14 protein-coding genes and 2 tRNA genes are annotated in these 17,714 nt (G+C 50.7%); 10 read left to right on the top strand and 6 right to left on the bottom strand.

Features of this window, described 5'->3' with window-relative positions:
- The 4 genes from PAT9B_RS11065 to PAT9B_RS29680 form a co-directional block, all read right to left on the bottom strand.
- Positions 1-85 (bottom strand) — tRNA-Tyr (locus PAT9B_RS11065).
- Positions 86-127: 42 nt separating this feature from the next.
- Positions 128-212: transfer RNA gene (locus PAT9B_RS11060), tRNA-Tyr, on the bottom strand.
- Between the two features lie 144 nt (positions 213-356).
- Positions 357-1,205, bottom strand: a complete 849-nt coding sequence (purU, locus tag PAT9B_RS11055) for a formyltetrahydrofolate deformylase (RefSeq protein ID WP_013509355.1) — start codon at positions 1,203-1,205, stop codon at positions 357-359.
- Positions 1,206-1,262: 57 nt separating this feature from the next.
- Complete coding sequence (locus tag PAT9B_RS29680; protein ID WP_013509354.1) at positions 1,263-1,718, bottom strand: YchJ family protein; 456 nt, start codon at positions 1,716-1,718, stop codon at positions 1,263-1,265.
- Between the two features lie 93 nt (positions 1,719-1,811).
- Between PAT9B_RS29680 and rssA the strand changes: the two genes are divergently transcribed.
- The 5 genes from rssA (at position 1,812) to PAT9B_RS11030 (ending at position 7,325) form a co-directional block, all read left to right on the top strand.
- The gene (gene rssA, locus PAT9B_RS11050) at positions 1,812-2,717 is read left to right on the top strand and encodes a patatin-like phospholipase RssA (RefSeq protein ID WP_013509353.1); all 906 of its coding nucleotides are present in this window, start codon (positions 1,812-1,814) and stop codon (positions 2,715-2,717) included.
- Positions 2,718-2,819: 102 nt separating this feature from the next.
- A complete protein-coding gene (gene rssB / locus PAT9B_RS11045; protein WP_013509352.1) occupies positions 2,820-3,836 on the top strand; it encodes a two-component system response regulator RssB in 1,017 nt (338 codons plus the stop codon).
- 194 nt (positions 3,837-4,030) lie between these two features.
- Positions 4,031-4,939, top strand: a complete 909-nt coding sequence (galU, locus tag PAT9B_RS11040) for a UTP--glucose-1-phosphate uridylyltransferase GalU (RefSeq protein ID WP_013509351.1) — start codon at positions 4,031-4,033, stop codon at positions 4,937-4,939.
- A 23-nt stretch (positions 4,940-4,962) separates the two neighbouring features.
- The gene (locus tag PAT9B_RS11035) at positions 4,963-6,303 is read left to right on the top strand and encodes a UDP-glucose/GDP-mannose dehydrogenase family protein (RefSeq protein ID WP_013509350.1); all 1,341 of its coding nucleotides are present in this window, start codon (positions 4,963-4,965) and stop codon (positions 6,301-6,303) included.
- 14 nt (positions 6,304-6,317) lie between these two features.
- Positions 6,318-7,325, top strand: a complete 1,008-nt coding sequence (locus PAT9B_RS11030) for an NAD-dependent epimerase (RefSeq protein WP_013509349.1) — start codon at positions 6,318-6,320, stop codon at positions 7,323-7,325.
- Between the two features lie 99 nt (positions 7,326-7,424).
- Here the strand turns inward: PAT9B_RS11030 and hns are convergent, their stop codons facing one another.
- A complete protein-coding gene (gene hns, locus PAT9B_RS11025) occupies positions 7,425-7,832 on the bottom strand; it encodes a histone-like nucleoid-structuring protein H-NS (RefSeq protein WP_013509348.1) in 408 nt (135 codons plus the stop codon).
- A 418-nt stretch (positions 7,833-8,250) separates the two neighbouring features.
- Here hns and tdk point away from each other — a divergent pair, with 418 nt between their 5' ends.
- The gene (gene tdk, locus PAT9B_RS11020) at positions 8,251-8,871 is read left to right on the top strand and encodes a thymidine kinase (protein ID WP_013509347.1); all 621 of its coding nucleotides are present in this window, start codon (positions 8,251-8,253) and stop codon (positions 8,869-8,871) included.
- Positions 8,872-8,923: 52 nt separating this feature from the next.
- Here the strand turns inward: tdk and adhE are convergent, their stop codons facing one another.
- A complete protein-coding gene (adhE, locus tag PAT9B_RS11015) occupies positions 8,924-11,611 on the bottom strand; it encodes a bifunctional acetaldehyde-CoA/alcohol dehydrogenase (protein WP_013509346.1) in 2,688 nt (895 codons plus the stop codon).
- A gap of 436 nt (positions 11,612-12,047) precedes the next feature.
- Between adhE and PAT9B_RS11010 the strand changes: the two genes are divergently transcribed.
- From PAT9B_RS11010 to oppB, 4 genes are all read left to right on the top strand, one after another.
- Positions 12,048-12,695 carry a YchE family NAAT transporter gene (locus PAT9B_RS11010; RefSeq protein WP_013509345.1) on the top strand — a complete coding sequence of 216 codons (648 nt, stop codon included), beginning with the start codon at positions 12,048-12,050 and terminating at the stop codon, positions 12,693-12,695.
- 576 nt (positions 12,696-13,271) lie between these two features.
- Positions 13,272-14,906 (top strand): ABC transporter substrate-binding protein, encoded by a 1,635-nt coding sequence (locus PAT9B_RS11005; protein WP_013509344.1) that lies wholly within the window; start codon positions 13,272-13,274, stop codon positions 14,904-14,906.
- Positions 14,907-15,070: 164 nt separating this feature from the next.
- Positions 15,071-16,711 carry an oligopeptide ABC transporter substrate-binding protein OppA gene (oppA, locus tag PAT9B_RS11000; RefSeq protein ID WP_013509343.1) on the top strand — a complete coding sequence of 547 codons (1,641 nt, stop codon included), beginning with the start codon at positions 15,071-15,073 and terminating at the stop codon, positions 16,709-16,711.
- Positions 16,712-16,791: 80 nt separating this feature from the next.
- Positions 16,792-17,712 (top strand): oligopeptide ABC transporter permease OppB, encoded by a 921-nt coding sequence (oppB, locus tag PAT9B_RS10995; RefSeq protein WP_013509342.1) that lies wholly within the window; start codon positions 16,792-16,794, stop codon positions 17,710-17,712.
- Positions 17,713-17,714: the final 2 nt, after the last annotated feature.

Genomic DNA, 17,714 nt, shown 5'->3' with positions numbered 1-17,714 from the left:
TGGTGGTGGGAGAAGGATTCGAACCTTCGAAGTCTGTGACGGCAGATTTACAGTCTGCTCCCTTTGGCCGCTCGGGAATCCCACCAGGGATAAAGCATATTGTGGCAACAGGTCGCGGCGATTCAGATGGTGGTGGGAGAAGGATTCGAACCTTCGAAGTCTGTGACGGCAGATTTACAGTCTGCTCCCTTTGGCCGCTCGGGAATCCCACCACTGGCCTGAATCATTACGCCTGAAAGCGGGGCGCATAATACCAAATGCGCTCAGTCTGTAAAGCGCCCACGCTAAATTTATGAATCGATTGCCCACTTTTTGCCCGTGACGCTGAAGCCTTGTTCAGTTCAGCGTCCGAATGGTCAAAGAATGATCGTGCGGTTGCCGTAAACAAATACGCGTTGGCCCAGCACTTTATACAAGGCACGGCTCAACACATTTTTCTCAACGTCGCGACCGGCGCGCATCATCTCTTCAGCGGTGTAGCTGTGATCGACGTTGATCACATCCTGCATAATGATCGGGCCTTCATCGAGATTGTCATTCACATAATGCGCCGTCGCACCGATGATCTTCACACCACGCTCATAGGCCTGATGGTAGGGACGTGCACCGATAAACGCGGGCAGGAACGAGTGGTGAATGTTGATGATCTGGTTCGGATAACGCTGTACGAACGCGGGGGTCAAGACACGCATATATTTCGCCAGCACCACATAATCGGGCTGATAACGGTCAATCTCATCCGCCATGCGGTTGTCGTGCTCTTCACGCGTCAGACCTTCATGGCTAACCAGCACAAACGGAATATCAAAGCGTTCAACCAAAGAACGCAGCGTTTCATGGTTACCAATGACCGCAGCGATCTCCATATCGAGGCCACCGAAGGCACTTTTCATCAGCAGGTCGCCAAGGCAGTGCGCCTCTTTGGTCACCAGAATGACTACACGGCGGCGACCGGCGCTATTCAGTTCACGAACTGAACCCACCGGTAAGGCGCTGTCGAGATCGGCAAGCAGGGTGTTGTCGTTGAAAATCCCTTCAAGCTCTGTGCGCATAAAAAAGCGCCCGGTACGGTGATCGACAAACTCGTTGTTCTGCACAATGTTAAGTTCGTGCTTGTAACAAATGTTAGTGATTTTGGCGATCAGACCTTTCGCATCGGGGCAAATGGTACGTAAAACTTTTCGTTGCATGGTTTGCGCTTGCATCTCGATCAGAGTCCTGTCAAAGCGATGAATGGTAATGCTGTTGGGCCGAAATCCACATCAGCCACAACATTTTTTGTATTTTTTATCGGAGCCACAAGGACAGCGATCATTTCGCCCCAATGGAGGGGTTGTTCCGTCTACATAGTACCAGCGTTGATCCTCACGAAGAAAGCGTGAACATTCATAGATGGCCGATGCGCGTCCTTTTTCGAGGTATCGCGCAAAAAACGTCACGAACGCTTCATTCTGATGGCTTCCCTGATTACAACGGGTTACATTCAGGCCCAGCCATTCAGTGCTGGAAAAACTTTCAGATAATAACGTCTCAAGTTCGGCCACTCGTTGGCTGGGGTGCCAGGTTGCGACCAGCCATGCCGCGTTTTTCTCTACGTATGCCGTGTAGCGTGAGCGCATCAACTGTTCGGCGCTTGCGGGGTTGGCCTGCCCGGTCAGAAAGGGTTGGCAACATAGGCTATACTGCTTTCCGCTACAGCAGGGGCACGTTTCGGACACGTCATCTCCACAGAATGATGAATATTATGATTGCGCGCTATGGTAGCTGACTGTCCGGCGCGATGCTACGTACCAGGTAAATCCCGAGGTGAGATGAGAAAGGTGAGGATCGGGTTGGCCCTGGGTTCAGGTGCCGCCAAAGGCTGGTCGCATATCGGTGTCATCAACGCGTTAGAACGCGCCGGGGTCGAGATTGATGTGGTCGCAGGCTGTTCAGTGGGGGCACTGGTGGGGTCGGCGTATGTCAATGGCCGTCTCGGTATGATGGAACGCTGGGTCAGCGCATTTCGCTACTGGGACGTTATTCGCCTGATGGATCTCTCCTGGCAACGCGGTGGGCTGCTCCGTGGCGACCGGGTATTCAGCCATGTGCGGCAGCTGATACCCAATGAGTTAATTGAGCAATGCGATAAACCTTTTGGCGTGGTAGCAACCAATCTTAGTACCGGTCGTGAGTTGTGGTTAACCGAAGGTGACCTGCATCAGGCGGTACGTGCATCGTGCAGTATGCCAGGCTTATTACCACCCGTTGGCTACAATGGGTACTGGCTGGTTGATGGCGCGGTGGTCAATCCGGTGCCGATTTCGCTTACGCGTGCGCTGGGGGCTGACATCGTGATCGCGGTCGATCTCCAGCATGATGCGCATCTGATGCAGCAGGATTTACTGTCAGTGACGCCGCAAAGCGGGGAAGAGCAGGCAGCGGCTGAAGCATTGAGCTGGGGCAAAAAACTACGCCAGCGACTTCTGGGTTTAGCCCAGCGTCGTGCAAATCAAACGCCTGGTGCAATGGAGATTATGTCGACCTCCATCCAGGTACTGGAAAATCGCCTGAAGCGTAATCGTATGGCAGGCGATCCGCCGGATGTACTGATTCAACCCTTCTGTCCGCAAATCTCCACGCTGGACTTTCACCGGGCTGAAGAGGCCATCGCGGCAGGCAAGGCCGCCGTCGAGAAAAAAATGGATGAACTATTACCGCTGGTTCGTAGCAGATAGTCAGGTTGTTCATTCACAGGTGTTGTGACTTCGGTTAATTCTGAAAGGCACAACTGCGTTTTATGAACCACTATTGAAATGTCTGGTACGCAGGGGGAGAGAATGGAAAAACCGCTAATCGGCAAAAAGATACTCATTGTCGAAGATGAGGTCGTTTTCCGTTCGTTGCTTGATAACTTCTTAATCAGTCTTGGCGCGCAAACGATGCAGGCCGGAGACGGTCTGGATGGGCTGACGCTGCTCACCGCCCAGGCGGTTGATCTGGTCATTTGTGATCTGGAAATGCCGCGCATGGGAGGGATTCAGTTCGTTGAACGTATTCGTAGCCGTGGCAACAGTGTGCCGATCCTGATCATCTCTGCCACGCAGAATATGGCGGATATTGCCCATGTCTTGCGTCTTGGCGTCCAGGATGTGCTGCTTAAGCCACTGCGTAATCTCGAACGTTTTCGCGAGGCCGTGTATGAATGCCTCTACCCCTCGATGTTTACCTCTAAGGTGGAAGAAGACGAGCAGCTTTTCCAGGACTGGGATGCGCTGGTCAGCGATCCGCTGGCCGCCGCGAAATTACTGAAACAATTACAACCGCCGGTGCAGCAGACCATTGCCAATTGCCGTATCAATTATCGGCAGTTAACCATGGCGGAGCAGCCGGGGCTGGTGCTGGATATTGCCGCCTTGTCTGACAAAGACCTGGCGTTTTATTGCCTGGACGTTACTCGTGCCGGTGATAATGGCGTGCTGGCAGCCTTATTGCTGCGCGCTTTGTTTAATGGCCTGTTGCAGGAACAACTTTCCGGTCAGAAACAGCGCTTGCCGGAGTTAAACGGTTTGTTGCGTAAGGTAAATATGTTGTTGCGCCAGGCTAATCTGAATGGTCAATTCCCGTTGTTGGTGGGTTATTACCACCGGCAATTGAAAAATCTTATTCTGGTGTCCGCCGGGCTGAATGCCACGCTGCACATTAACACTCATCAAATTCAACTCAGTAATGGTGTTCCCCTTGGCACTATGGGGAGTACACATCTTAATCAAATAAGCCAACGCGCTGAGTCCTGGCAATGCCATGTATGGGGCGCGGGTGGCCGACTCCGGCTGATGTTATCGGCTGAAGAATAAGCGATTACATTTATATTTTTCGCGGGCTGAAGACAGGACCAGGGCTTAGCTTTACACTTGGGTAATAGTCTTAAATTCCGCGGATTAACTTCATCCAGGATAAATCCGTCAAAGAGTAACTGATATACTCAATTTCGATTTTTAAACCGACATATCAAGTATTAACTTGAGCGGCCTATAAGAGAGGTATCTTGATGTCTGCCTTTAAGTCAAAAGTAAAAAAAGCGGTAATCCCTGTAGCTGGCCTCGGTACGCGTATGCTGCCTGCCACCAAAGCTATCCCGAAAGAAATGTTGCCGCTGGTTGATAAGCCGTTGATCCAGTATGTCGTGAACGAGTGTATCGCTGCTGGCATCAATGAAATCGTGCTGGTCACCCATTCCTCTAAAAACGCCATCGAGAACCACTTTGATACCAGTTTTGAGCTGGAGTCGATGCTGGAAAAACGTGTTAAGCGTCAGCTGCTGGATGAAATCCAGTCTATTTGCCCGCCGCATGTGACCATCATGCAGGTTCGTCAGGGTATCGCCAAAGGTCTGGGTCACGCGGTGATGTGTGCACACCCGCTGGTGGGTGATGAGCCGGTTGCGGTTATTCTGCCGGACGTGATCATCGACGAGTACGAATCTGATCCGACGAAAGACAACCTGGCTGAAATGCTGGCACGTTACGAAGAAAGTGGCCGCAGCCAGATTATGGTGGAGCCGGTTGCTGACGTTACTGCTTACGGTGTGGTTGACTGTAAAGGTGCCGATCTGGCGCCGGGCGAAAGTGCACCGATGGTTGGCGTGGTTGAAAAACCGAAAGCCGCTGAAGCGCCGTCAAACCTGGCAGTCGTGGGTCGTTATGTGTTGTCTGCTGACATTTGGCCACTGCTGGCTAAAACCCCTCCGGGTGCGGGTGGTGAAGTTCAGCTGACTGACTCCATCGCCATGCTGATGGAAAAAGAGACCGTTGAAGCTTATCACCTGAAAGGTGTGAGCCATGATTGCGGTAACAAGCTGGGTTATATGCAGGCTTTTGTTGAGTACGGTGTTCGCCATCCGGTTCTGGGTAAAGATTTCACCCAATGGCTTGAAGGCGCTGTAGGAAACAAAAAGTAATCCATTAAAAACAGGATAATTCAATGAAAGTCACTGTATTTGGTATCGGCTATGTCGGTCTGGTTCAGGCTGCGGTGTTGGCCGAAGTCGGACATGACGTTCTCTGTATTGATGTCGACGCGAAAAAAGTCGAAAACCTGAAAAAAGGCGTCATCCCGATTTATGAACCCGGTTTGACTCCGCTGGTGATGTCGAACTACGAGGCGGGCCGCCTGAAGTTCAGCACCAATGCGGAAGAGGGTGTTAACCACGGTGTGATGCAGTTTATCGCGGTGGGAACGCCACCAGATGAAGATGGTTCAGCCGACCTGAAATATGTGACTGCGGTTGCGCGTACCATTGCGCAGCATATGAATGGCCACAAAGTGGTTATCGATAAGTCGACAGTACCGGTAGGCACTGCCGATAAAGTACGCTCGGTGATGACGGAAACCCTGAAAAATCGTGATGCAAACATCGCGTTTGACGTGGTTTCAAACCCGGAATTCCTCAAGGAAGGTGCAGCGGTTAATGACTGCATGCGTCCTGAGCGTATCGTCATTGGTACCGATAATGACGACGTGGTTGAACTGTTACGCGAGCTGTATGAGCCGTTTAACCGCAATCATGATCGTATGATTTTGATGGATATCCGCAGTGCGGAGCTGACCAAGTATGCAGCAAACTGCATGCTGGCCACCAAAATCAGCTTTATGAACGAGATGTCCAATCTGGCAGAACGTCTGGGTGCGGATATTGAGAAGGTACGTCAGGGTATCGGTTCCGATTCCCGTATTGGCTACCACTTCATTTATCCGGGCTGTGGCTACGGTGGTTCGTGTTTCCCGAAAGATGTGCAGGCGCTGATTCGTACTGCGGAATCTATCGGGTATAAACCCCGTCTGTTGCAGGCGGTTGAAGATGTGAATGACTCACAGAAAACCAAGTTGCCCACCTTTATCAAACGTCACTTCGGCGAAGATCTGCGTGGAAAAACCTTTGCTCTGTGGGGCCTGGCATTCAAACCGAACACCGATGATATGCGTGAAGCTTCCAGCCGCGTGCTGATTGAAACGCTGTGGGAAGCAGGTGCAACGGTGCAGGCATTCGATCCGGAAGCGATGGATGAAGCTCAGCGCATCTATGGTCATCGTGACGATCTGAAGCTCATGGGCACCAAAGAGGCTGCATTGCAGGGGGCTGATGGCCTGGTCATCTGCACCGAATGGCAGAATTTCCGTGCGCCTGATTTTGATGTCATTAAAACGGCATTAAAACAACCCGTGATTTTTGATGGTCGTAACCTGTATGATCCGGAGCGTATCAGCAAACGCGGTTTCGTTTATTATGCAATCGGCCGCGGGGCTTCAATTCAAAGTGCGTAATAAATGAGGGATGTATGAAGTTTCTGGTTACCGGTGCGGCAGGTTTTATTGGGTTTCATGTGAGTCAACGCCTGTTGGCTGCCGGTCACCAGGTTGTCGGTATCGACAATCTGAATGATTATTATGATGTCAGCCTGAAACAGGCTCGCCTTGACCAGATCGCTCAACATCCTGCGTTTAGCTTTAGCAAAATGGACCTGGCTGATCGCCAGGCCATTTCTTCCTTATTTGAACAGCATGGCTTCGATCGTGTCATTCATTTAGGGGCACAAGCCGGGGTGCGCTATTCCATTGAAAATCCGCATGCCTACGCCGATGCAAATTTGATCGGACACCTGAATATTCTTGAAGGTTGTCGACACCATAAAATTGGACACTTGCTCTACGCCTCTTCGAGTTCAGTTTATGGCCTTAACCGCAAAATGCCTTTTTCAACTGATGATTCAGTTGACCATCCTGTTTCACTCTATGCGGCAACCAAAAAAGCCAATGAGCTGATGTCGCACACCTATTCGCATCTCTATCAATTGCCCACAACCGGTTTGCGCTTTTTTACAGTGTATGGTCCGTGGGGACGTCCGGATATGGCGTTGTTTAAATTCACCCGTGCCATGCTGGCGGGAGAGCGCATTGATGTTTATAACAATGGGCAGATGAAGCGTGACTTCACCTACATTGATGATATTGCCGAAGCTATTGTGCGTTTGCAGGATGTGATTCCGCAACCCGATGAACACTGGACCGTGGAAACCGGAACACCAGCAACCAGTTCGGCACCGTATCGCGTATATAACATCGGTAATAGTCAGCCAGTGAGTCTGATGGACTATATCAAGGCGCTGGAGAATGCGCTGGGCATTGAAGCCAATAAAAACCTGATGCCGATGCAACCGGGGGATGTGCTGGAGACCAGTGCAGATACCCAGCCATTATATGATGCGATCAATTTCCGCCCGCAAACCAGCGTAGCTGATGGCGTGCAAGAATTCGTTAACTGGTACCGCGAGTTTTATCCGCAGTAATCATGCATGAAAAAAGGAAGCCACGGGCTTCCTTTTCTTTACCTGGTGAATTCACCAAATTGGTGTGTAATCACAAACGTAGCAAAGCACGGTGGGGGATTACAGCAGGAAGTCGTCCAGCTGTTTGCCTTGTTCTTCAATAGCTTTTTTAATCACGGCAGGTGTACGACCCTGACCAGTCCAGGTACGGGTTTCACCATTTTCGTCAACGTACTGATATTTTGCCGGGCGGGCAGCACGCTTAGTTTTACCTGCGGTTTTCGTTTCTGATAAAGCCTGCAGTAACTCATTGGGATCGATACCGTCAGCAATCAGCATCTCACGATATTGTTCGAGTTTACGTGTGCGTTCGGCATTTTCCGCCTGCGCATGGGACTCTTCTTCACGACGTTCATTCACCACAACCTCGAGTTTTTCCAGCATCTCTTCAAGAGTTTCCAGAGTGCATTCCCGAGCCTGCGCGCGCAATGTACGGATATTATTAAGAATTTTAAGTGCTTCGCTCATTGTCCTAATCTCAAAATATATTTAATGGGAGTTGTTCTGCCCGCTCATAATAGTGGTGGAAAAAAATAACTGCAATAGCCTGATTAAAAAGTAAAACGTAAATTAAAAGCCAGCAAACATTTTTACCGCTAGATGTCGTCTATTTAACGTGTTCCAACGCATTCTTTTACCCTTAAATTTTGTGAACCCTGGGTAACACCAGGTCGTGCGTTTGAACCTTTGCAGGAATAAAAATGAATAAAAAGTCGGCATCGTCAGTCTTTTATCATTGAGTGCTATTTACCTATCCAGGTGGCATTTTGTTAACTGAACTTATGCTGGTAATTTGAGCAAATGATAAAAATAATCCTTCGCTACAGGCATGTCCCTTTATGATAGACTTGCGCGCATCTGATTTTAGCCCTGACGAGATTTACCAATGGCTCAACTCTATTTTTATTACTCAGCGATGAATGCGGGCAAATCAACGGCATTGTTGCAGTCATCCTATAATTATCAGGAACGTGGGATGCGTACCCTGGTGTATACCGCGGAAATTGACGACCGTTTCGGTGCTGGCAAGGTCAGTTCGCGTATCGGCCTCTCATCGCCCGCATCGTTATATAATGCGCAAACTCAACTGGATGTGGAAATAGCCGCAGAACATGCCCGTCAACCACTGCATTGTGTATTGGTCGACGAAAGCCAGTTTTTGACGCGCGAGCAGGTCAAGGCATTGTCCGACGTGGTCGACAATATGGATATTCCGGTGCTGTGTTATGGATTACGCACCGATTTTCGCGGTGAGTTATTTGTCGGCAGCCAATACCTGCTGGCATGGGCTGATAAGTTGGTGGAGTTGAAAACCATCTGCCATTGCGGACGTAAAGCCAGCATGGTGTTACGCCTTGATGCTAACGGGAAGCCTTTTAGTGAAGGGGAACAAGTGGTGATTGGCGGAAATGAAAGATATATTTCAGTCTGTCGGAAACATTATAAGCAGGCGATTGATGAAGGATCATTAAAAGCCATTTATGGTTCCCATCCGCCCGAATTCTAAATTTACGCAGATAAAAAAACCCGCCGCAGCGGGTTTTTTTTAGGGTTTACACTCAGGCTTTTTTCGTCTTTTTCTCGACTTTGACGACTTTCACCGGTTGCAGGTCAACCGCATCTGCCACTTCGTCTGTTGCTTCGACAAATTCACGACCGTAGAAGGTATCCAGCATGATTTGTTTCAGTTCAGCAATCAGCGGATAACGTGGGTTAGCACCGGTACACTGGTCATCGAAGGCATCGTCAGCCAGTTTATCCACTTTCGCGAGGAAATCGGCTTCCTGCACCCCGGCTTCACGAATGGAGGTCGGAATACCCAGCTGAGTTTTCATCTCTTCCAGCCACGCCAGCAGTTTTTCAATTTTCTGCGCGGTACGGTCGCCTTCAGCGCTCAGACCAAGGTGGTCAGCCACTTCGGCGTAACGACGACGTGCCTGCGGGCGGTCATACTGGCTAAAAGCAGTCTGCTTGGTTGGGTTGTCATTGGCGTTGTAGCGAATGACGTTACAAATCAGCAGGGCGTTCGCCAGACCATGTGGGATATGGAACTCAGAACCCAGTTTGTGCGCCATGGAGTGACATACACCAAGGAAGGCGTTAGCAAAGGCGATACCCGCAATGGTTGCCGCATTATGCACACGTTCACGGGCTACCGGGTTTTTCGCACCTTCTTTATAACTGGCTGGCAGGTTTTCTTTCAGCAATTTCAGTGCCTGGAGTGCCTGACCGTCGGAGTATTCATTGGCAAGAACGGAAACGTAAGCTTCCAGCGAGTGGGTTACCGCATCCAGACCTCCGAAGGCGCAGAGTGAACGTGGCATATCCATCACCAGGTTAGCATCGACAATCGCCATATCCGGGGTCAGTGCATAGTCAGCCAGCGGGTATTTCTGACCGGTAGCGTCATCGGTGACCACCGCGAACGGTGTAACTTCAGAGCCGGTACCGGAAGTGGTGGTGATGGCGATCATGCGTGCTTTGACACCCATTTTCGGGAACTTGTAGATACGTTTACGGATATCCATAAAGCGCAGCGCCAGTTCTTCGAAATGGGTTTCCGGATGTTCGTACATCACCCACATGATTTTTGCCGCATCCATCGGTGAACCACCGCCGAGGGCGATAATCACGTCAGGTTTGAAGCTGTTCATCTGCTCTGCGCCTTTACGCACGATACTCAGCGTCGGGTCAGCTTCAACTTCGAAGAACACTTCAGTCTCGATACCGTGTGATTTCAGTACGCGAGTGACCTGGTCAGCATAACCGTTATTGAACAGGAAGCGGTCAGTCACGATGAAGGCACGTTTGGCACCATCCGTTGCCACTTCTTCGAGTGCAATTGGCAGAGAACCGCGACGGAAGTAGATGGACTTCGGAAGTTTATGCCACAACATATTTTCAGCTCGCTTGGCCACGGTTTTCTTGTTGATGAGATGTTTAGGTCCCACGTTTTCAGAAATGGAGTTGCCGCCCCATGAACCACAACCGAGTGTCAGTGACGGAGCCAGTTTGAAGTTATACAGGTCGCCGATACCCCCCTGTGAGGCCGGGGTGTTGATCAGAATACGCGCTGTTTTCATCTTGTCGCCAAAGAAGTGCACGCGTTCACGCTGGTTATCCTGGTCGGTGTACAGGCAAGAGGTGTGGCCGATACCGCCCATGGCGACCAGTTTTTCTGCTTTACTCACGGCATCTTCGAAATCTTTGGCGCGATACATTGCCAGTGTCGGCGACAATTTTTCATGGGCAAACGGTTCTGACTCATCAACCAGTTTGACTTCGCCAATCAGGATCTTGGTGTTAGATGGGACGGTGATACCGGCCATTTCTGCAATTTTAGGTGCAGGCTGGCCAACAATGGCAGCATTCAGCGCACCATTTTTCAGGATGATATCCTGCACGGCTTTCAGCTCTTTACCCTGCAACAGATAACCACCGTGGCTGGCGAAACGTTCGCGAACGGCGTCATAGACGGAATCAACCACAATCACTGACTGCTCAGAAGCACAGATCACGCCATTATCGAAGGTTTTGGACATCAGGATAGACGCGACGGCACGTTTGATATCGGCTGTTTCATCCACCACCACCGGGGTATTACCGGCACCAACACCAATCGCAGGTTTACCGGAGCTGTACGCCGCTTTCACCATGCCCGGACCACCGGTTGCCAGAATCAGGTTAATATCCGGGTGATGCATCAGTTGATTCGACAGTTCCACCGACGGGGTATCAATCCAGCCGATGATGTCTTTCGGTGCGCCAGCGGCGATTGCTGCCTGCAACACGATATCTGCGGCTTTGTTGGTCGCATCTTTCGCACGTGGATGCGGTGAAAAGATAATACCGTTACGTGTTTTCAGGCTAATTAATGCTTTGAAGATGGCGGTAGAAGTCGGGTTAGTGGTTGGAACGATACCGCAAATCAGGCCGATAGGTTCTGCGATAGTGATGGTCCCGAAGGTGTCGTCAGTGTCGAGCACGCCGCAGGTTTTTTCATCTTTATATGCGTTGTAGATATATTCTGAAGCAAAATGGTTTTTGATGACTTTATCTTCGACGATGCCCATGCCTGATTCGGCAACAGCCATCTTAGCCAGAGGAATTCGCGCATCTGCTGCGGCGAGGGCGGCAGCACGGAAGATAGCATCAACTTGTTCCTGACTAAAGTTGGCGTATTCACGCTGTGCCTTTTTAACACGTTCTACCAGTGCATTAAGTTCGGCGACATTAGTTACGGCCATGGTGTTCTCCTGAAGGAAGTTAAACTTTTTTAGTAAACAAGCCTGGATCCAGAAGTATAGTCGCGCGCTGGTCAGGGGAAGCGAGTGAACTCGCAGTTGCTTACTAAAAAGGTTTTCCGGTCTGGATACTGAAGCCTCAGGATTCTGTTTCGTTGGGTTAAGATTACCCTCGATGGGGTAGGCGAATTATGACGCAGATCAATTTTGTCCCAAGCTGACACCTTTCAGCACCCACTTTCGCAAGTAAAGTAAGCGCGAGTGCCACAAAACGACGACCGTGCAGTAGCAAAACGATAACCGGGAATTAACGCCAGTCAGATACACTGGCTGAAAGGCAAAAATGCAGCATAGTTTTCTGCTTAAACCACTGGTTTTTCTCCAGGGTTTTGCACTACATTATGCGCGATTTTCACTGTGACCATTTCTGGAGCTGACTGTGACCCCCGTGCTACTTGATCTATCCGGCTATATTAAGTTTTTTGTCGGTTTGTTCGCCCTGGTGAACCCGGTGGGCATCATTCCGGTGTTTATCAGTATGACCAGCTACCAGGGGGCAGTGGAACGTAATAAAACTAACCTGACGGCCAACCTTGCCGTGGCGATCATTCTGTGGACATCGCTGTTTCTCGGCGATGCGATTTTGCACCTGTTTGGTATCTCAATTGATTCATTCCGCATTGCGGGCGGCATCCTGGTGGTGACCATCGCCATGTCGATGATCAGCGGAAAGTTGGGTGAGGATAAGCAAAACAAACAGGAAAAATCAGAAACCGCGATTCGTGAAAGCATTGGTGTCGTACCGCTGGCGTTACCACTCATGGCGGGGCCGGGTGCTATCAGTTCCACTATTGTCTGGAGCACGCGCTATCATAACTGGCAAAATCTGCTGGGATTCACCGTTGCCATTGCGATCTTCGCCTTCTGCTGTTGGTTGCTGTTCCGCGCTGCGCCTTTGATGGTGCGTGTGCTTGGTCAGACGGGTATTAACGTCATTACGCGTATTATGGGGCTGCTACTGATGGCGTTAGGCATCGAATTTGTTGTCACCGGACTTAAAGCCATTTTCCCGGGTTTATTAAGTTAAAAATTGGCTTAATTTTCCTCACGTCTGCCAGCGGCGATCTGTAGTGGTGCAATTAACGGAAATATTGCACCATTTAAGTGCTTTCATTCATCGTGCTTAACATCGCCGTTCAGATATCAATTTTGCTACTGTCGTCTCCTTTCACCAAGCCATATGCGCTTTTTATTGTGATAATTATCACAGCATCATATTCTGCATAGTTGGGTTTTAAATAAAGTAAGCCACTTATCTTTTATTGGATAGCGAAGGTATATTCCAGAGTTATGCTAAGTAATGACATAAAACGCATTTAAGATCTAAGTCGTGTTGTCATGCACAGAATGTCAGCAAATATCGATAAAAAATGATTGTTATCAATGTGATAAGTGATAATTCTGGTTAAGAATTAACACTTTTCCTTCTCTCCCGGACGTGATAAAAGAGAAATAGCTAACATTTTTGTGGTTTAGCTTTGGCGTGCGGGTATTTGTTCTGATAATTTCCGGACCATCACAATTTTTTTTATCTGATAGTCAAAAATGTGTACGGTTCTTGCTTACTCGCTATCAGGTTTATGTTTAGGGTTGATTTCTGTTGATGAAATGGAAGGTAGCGAAGGCCACGGCGTTTTCACCTCTCGCCTTTTGCCTGTGGAGTGTATTAAGCCAAAGTCAGGCGGCTGATATCCCCGCAGGAACACAATTATCCGATACCCAGCGCATTGTGATTAATAATGGCAGCGAAGTGGCGTCCCTCGATCCGCAAAAAATCGAAGGGGTGCCGGAATCCAATGTGATCCAAAGCCTGCTTGATGGTCTGGTCAATACTGATAATAACGGCAAGATCGTGCCCGGTGTGGCGGAAAAGTGGCAGAGCGATCAGGGTCGCATCTGGACCTTTACCCTGCGCGATAACGCGCGCTGGAGCAATGGTGAGCCGGTCACCGCCGCTGATTTTGTCTACAGCTGGCAACGCCTGGCCGATCCGCAAACGGCATCGCCTTACGCCAGTTATTTGCAGGCAGCGCATGTCGCTCAGGTTGACGCGGTGCTGTCGGGCAAAGCCAAACCGAGCGAACTGGGCGTTAAGGCGCTGGATGCCCGCCATTTTCAGGTGACGCTCTCCGAGCCGGTTCCCTATTTTCTCTCAATGGTGGCGAACACCGCGCTGAAGCCGGTCTATCGTCCGGCGGTGGAGCAGTGGGGCGAACAATGGACCCAGCCAGAGCACTACATCAGCAATGGTCCCTATACGCTGAGCCAGTGGGTGGTGAATGAAAAAATCGTGGTAAAGCGCAATCCGCTTTACTGGGATAATGCCCACACGGTGATTGAAGAGGGCGTCTATCTACCGTTATCGTCAGAAAACAGCGACGTTAACCGCTATCGCAGCGGTGGGACGGACATGACCAACAGCGTTGTGCCACCCGATATGTTCCATAAATTGCAGCAGGACCTGGGTGATCAGGTCAAAGTCAGCCCGCTGTTATGCACCTTCTATTATGAAATCAATAACAAGAAAGCGCCTTTTACCGATGCCCGGGTTCGTACCGCGCTGAAGTTGACACTGGATCGCGACATCATCGCGCAGAAAGTGATGGGACAGGGGCAGATTCCCGCGTATAGCCTGACGCCGCCGTTTACCGATGGCATCAAACTTTCCCCACCGAGCTGGTTTACCCTGACGCAGGCGGAGCGTAACACGCAGGCCAAAAAACTGTTGGCGGAAGCCGGTTTTAACGATCAGCATCCGCTGCGCTTCACGCTGTTGTACAACACCTCCGAGCAAAATAAAAAGCAGGCAATTGCAGCGGCCTCGATGTGGCAGAAAAACCTCGGCGCGGTGGTGACCTTGCAGAACCAGGAGTGGAAAACGCTGCTCGAGACACGCCATCAGGCGCAGTACGATGTGGTACGCGCGACCTGGTGCGCCGACTATAACGAACCCTCCACCTTTCTTAATATTTTGCTGAGTGGTGCCTCAATTAATACCGCCTTCTACAACAGCCCGGTTTTTGATCAGCTGATGACGAAAACGTTGACGCTGCCGGATGCGGCAGCCCGCGCGGCACTTTATCAACAGGCGGAAACTCAACAGGATAACGACTCAGCGATTATACCCGTCTACTACCGGGTCAGCGTGCGCCTGGTGAAACCTTGGGTGGGGGGCTTTACCGGCCAGGACCCGCAGGACCTGATCAATCTGAAGTACTATTACATAAAGAAACATTGAGTAATGGGCTGATCCGGCGCTACAGTCGGACGGCACGTTACCGTGGCAACACCTGAAAAAAGGTGATTGCGATCTCTGACCAGACAGGGCGGAGATCTCCCGGATACGGGGTACGCCGGGCGGCGTTAACTGCCTGGTGACGATAATAAAACTGGAGCGTAATAATGAACAACATCACGAAAAAAAGCCTGATCGCCTTGGGTGTGGTTACGGCGATTGGCGCGCTGGCAGGGAATGCCGCGCTGGCAGCAAATGTGCCAGCAGGCGTTGAATTGGCAGCAAAGCAGGAGCTGGTACGCGGTAACGGCGACGAAGTCCAGTCTCTGGACCCGCATAAAATTGAAGGTGTGCCGGAAGATAACGTAGCACGTGACCTGTATGAAGGTCTGCTGGTGAGCGACAGCGACGGCAAACCGGTTCCGGGCGTGGCGGAAAGCTGGGAAAACAAAGACTTTAAAGTCTGGACTTTCCATCTGCGTAAAAATGCCAAATGGTCAAACGGTGAACCGGTTACCGCGCAGGACTTCGTGTACAGCTGGGAGCGCCTGGTTGATCCGAAAACCGCATCACCTTATGCCAGCTACCCACAGTATGGCCACATCGCTAACGTTGATGACATCATCGCCGGGAAAAAACCGATTACTGACCTGGGCGTTAAAGCCATTGACGATCACACGCTGGAAGTGACCCTCAGCGAGCCAGTGCCTTATTTCGACAAACTGCTGATCAACTCCGTGATGTCTCCGGTCTACAAACCTGCCATTGAGAAGTTTGGCGATCAGTGGACCCAACCGCAAAACTGGGTGGGTAACGGTGCCTTTAAGTTGCAGGATCACGTGATCAACGAACGTATTACGCTGGTGCGTAACCCGGAATATTGGGACAACGCGCATACCGTACTGAACAAAGTCACCTTCCTGCCGATCAACTCCGAAGTCAGTGACGTCAACCGTTTCTTCTCTGAAAACGGTAGCGACATGACTTACAACAACATGCCGATCGAGCTGTTCAAGAAGCTGCAACGTGACAACCCGAAAGAGCTGCACGTAGACCCGTATCTGTGTACTTACTACTACGAAATCAACAACCAGAAAGCACCGTTCACTGACCCGCGCGTGCGTGCAGCACTGAAACTCGGTCTGGATCGTGACATCATGGTGAACAAGGTTCTGGCTCAGGGCCAGCAACCGGCCTACAGCTTCACCCCGCCGGCGACCGATGGTATGGAAATTCTGCCGCCAGACTGGTTCAAGTGGTCACAGGACAAACGTAACGCTGAAGCGAAGAAACTGCTGGCCGAAGCCGGTTATACCGCAGACAAACCGTTGACCTTCAACCTGCTGTATAACACCTCTGACCTGCATAAGAAGCTGGCGATCGCCGCAGCCTCTATCTGGAAGAAAAATATTGGCGTGAACATCAAGCTGGAAAACCAGGAGTGGAAAACCTTCCTCGATACCCGTCATCAGGGCAACTTTGATGTTTCCCGTGCAGCCTGGTGTGCTGACTACAACGAACCGACGTCGTTCCTGAACATCATGGTATCTGACAGCAGCAGTAACACCTCGCATTATAAGAGCGCAGAATTTGACAAGGTGATCAAAGACGCAATCAAAGCGCCTGACGCCAAAGGTCGTGCTGCCGATTATCAGAAAGCTGAGCAGATCCTGGATAAAGACAGCACCATCGTGCCGGTTTACTACTACGTGAACGCGCGTCTGGTGAAAACCTATGTTGGCGGTTACACCGGCAAAGATCCGCTGGATAAAACCCTCGATAAGAACTTTTATATAATTAAACACTAATAGCACACAGGCTATCAGACAGTGGCGGTGCTGCGGCACCGCCCATTACTTTGTGAAGCAACAGCCTGGTAGGTACGGCAATGTTAAAATTCATCCTGCGCCGGATTCTTGAAGCGATTCCGACGCTCTTCGTTTTGATCACCATCTCCTTTTTTATGATGCGACTGGCCCCCGGCAGCCCGTTTACCGGCGAGCGCACTTTGGCACCGGAAGTGATGGCGAATATCGAAGCCAAATATCATCTCAACGATCCCATCGGTAAGCAGTACGTTGATTATCTGATCCAGCTGGCGCACGGCGACTTTGGTCCCTCCTTTAAGTACAAGGACTACAGCGTCAACTATCTGGTGGGACATGCCTTCCCGGTATCGGCCAAACTTGGTCTCGCGGCGTTTGTGCTGGCGATGGTGCTGGGGATTGCGGCGGGCGTGATCGCTGCGTTGAAGCAGAACAGTTTATGGGATTATGCGGTGATGGGGGTCGCCATGACTGGCGTGGTGATACCCAGTTTTGTGGTGGCACCGTTGCTGGTGCTGATCTTCGCCATCACCCTGCGCTGGCTGCCTGGCGGTGGCTGGAATGGTGGGCAACTGCAATACATGTTGCTGCCGATGGTGGCGCTGTCGTTAGCTTATATCGCCAGCATCGCGCGTATTACGCGTGGCTCGATGATTGAAGTGATGCACTCCAACTTTATCCGCACCGCGCGGGCCAAAGGCTTGCCGCTGCGCCGTATCGTGTTGCGTCACGCGCTGAAACCGGCACTGCTGCCGGTCATCTCCTATATGGGACCGGCATTCGTCGGCATCATCACGGGTTCCATGGTGATTGAGTCAATTTACGGTCTGCCAGGCATTGGCCAGCTGTTCGTTAATGGTGCGCTGAACCGTGACTATTCGCTGGTGATGAGCCTGACCATCCTGGTTGGGGTGCTGACCATTGTGTTTAACGCGGTTGTTGACGTGTTGTATGCCGTCATCGATCCGAAGATTCGTTACTGATA

It is taken from the genome of Pantoea sp. At-9b, assembly GCF_000175935.2.
Taxonomy (GTDB): Bacteria; Pseudomonadota; Gammaproteobacteria; order Enterobacterales; family Enterobacteriaceae; genus Pantoea.
This window is presented reverse-complemented; position numbering and strand designations above follow the sequence as displayed.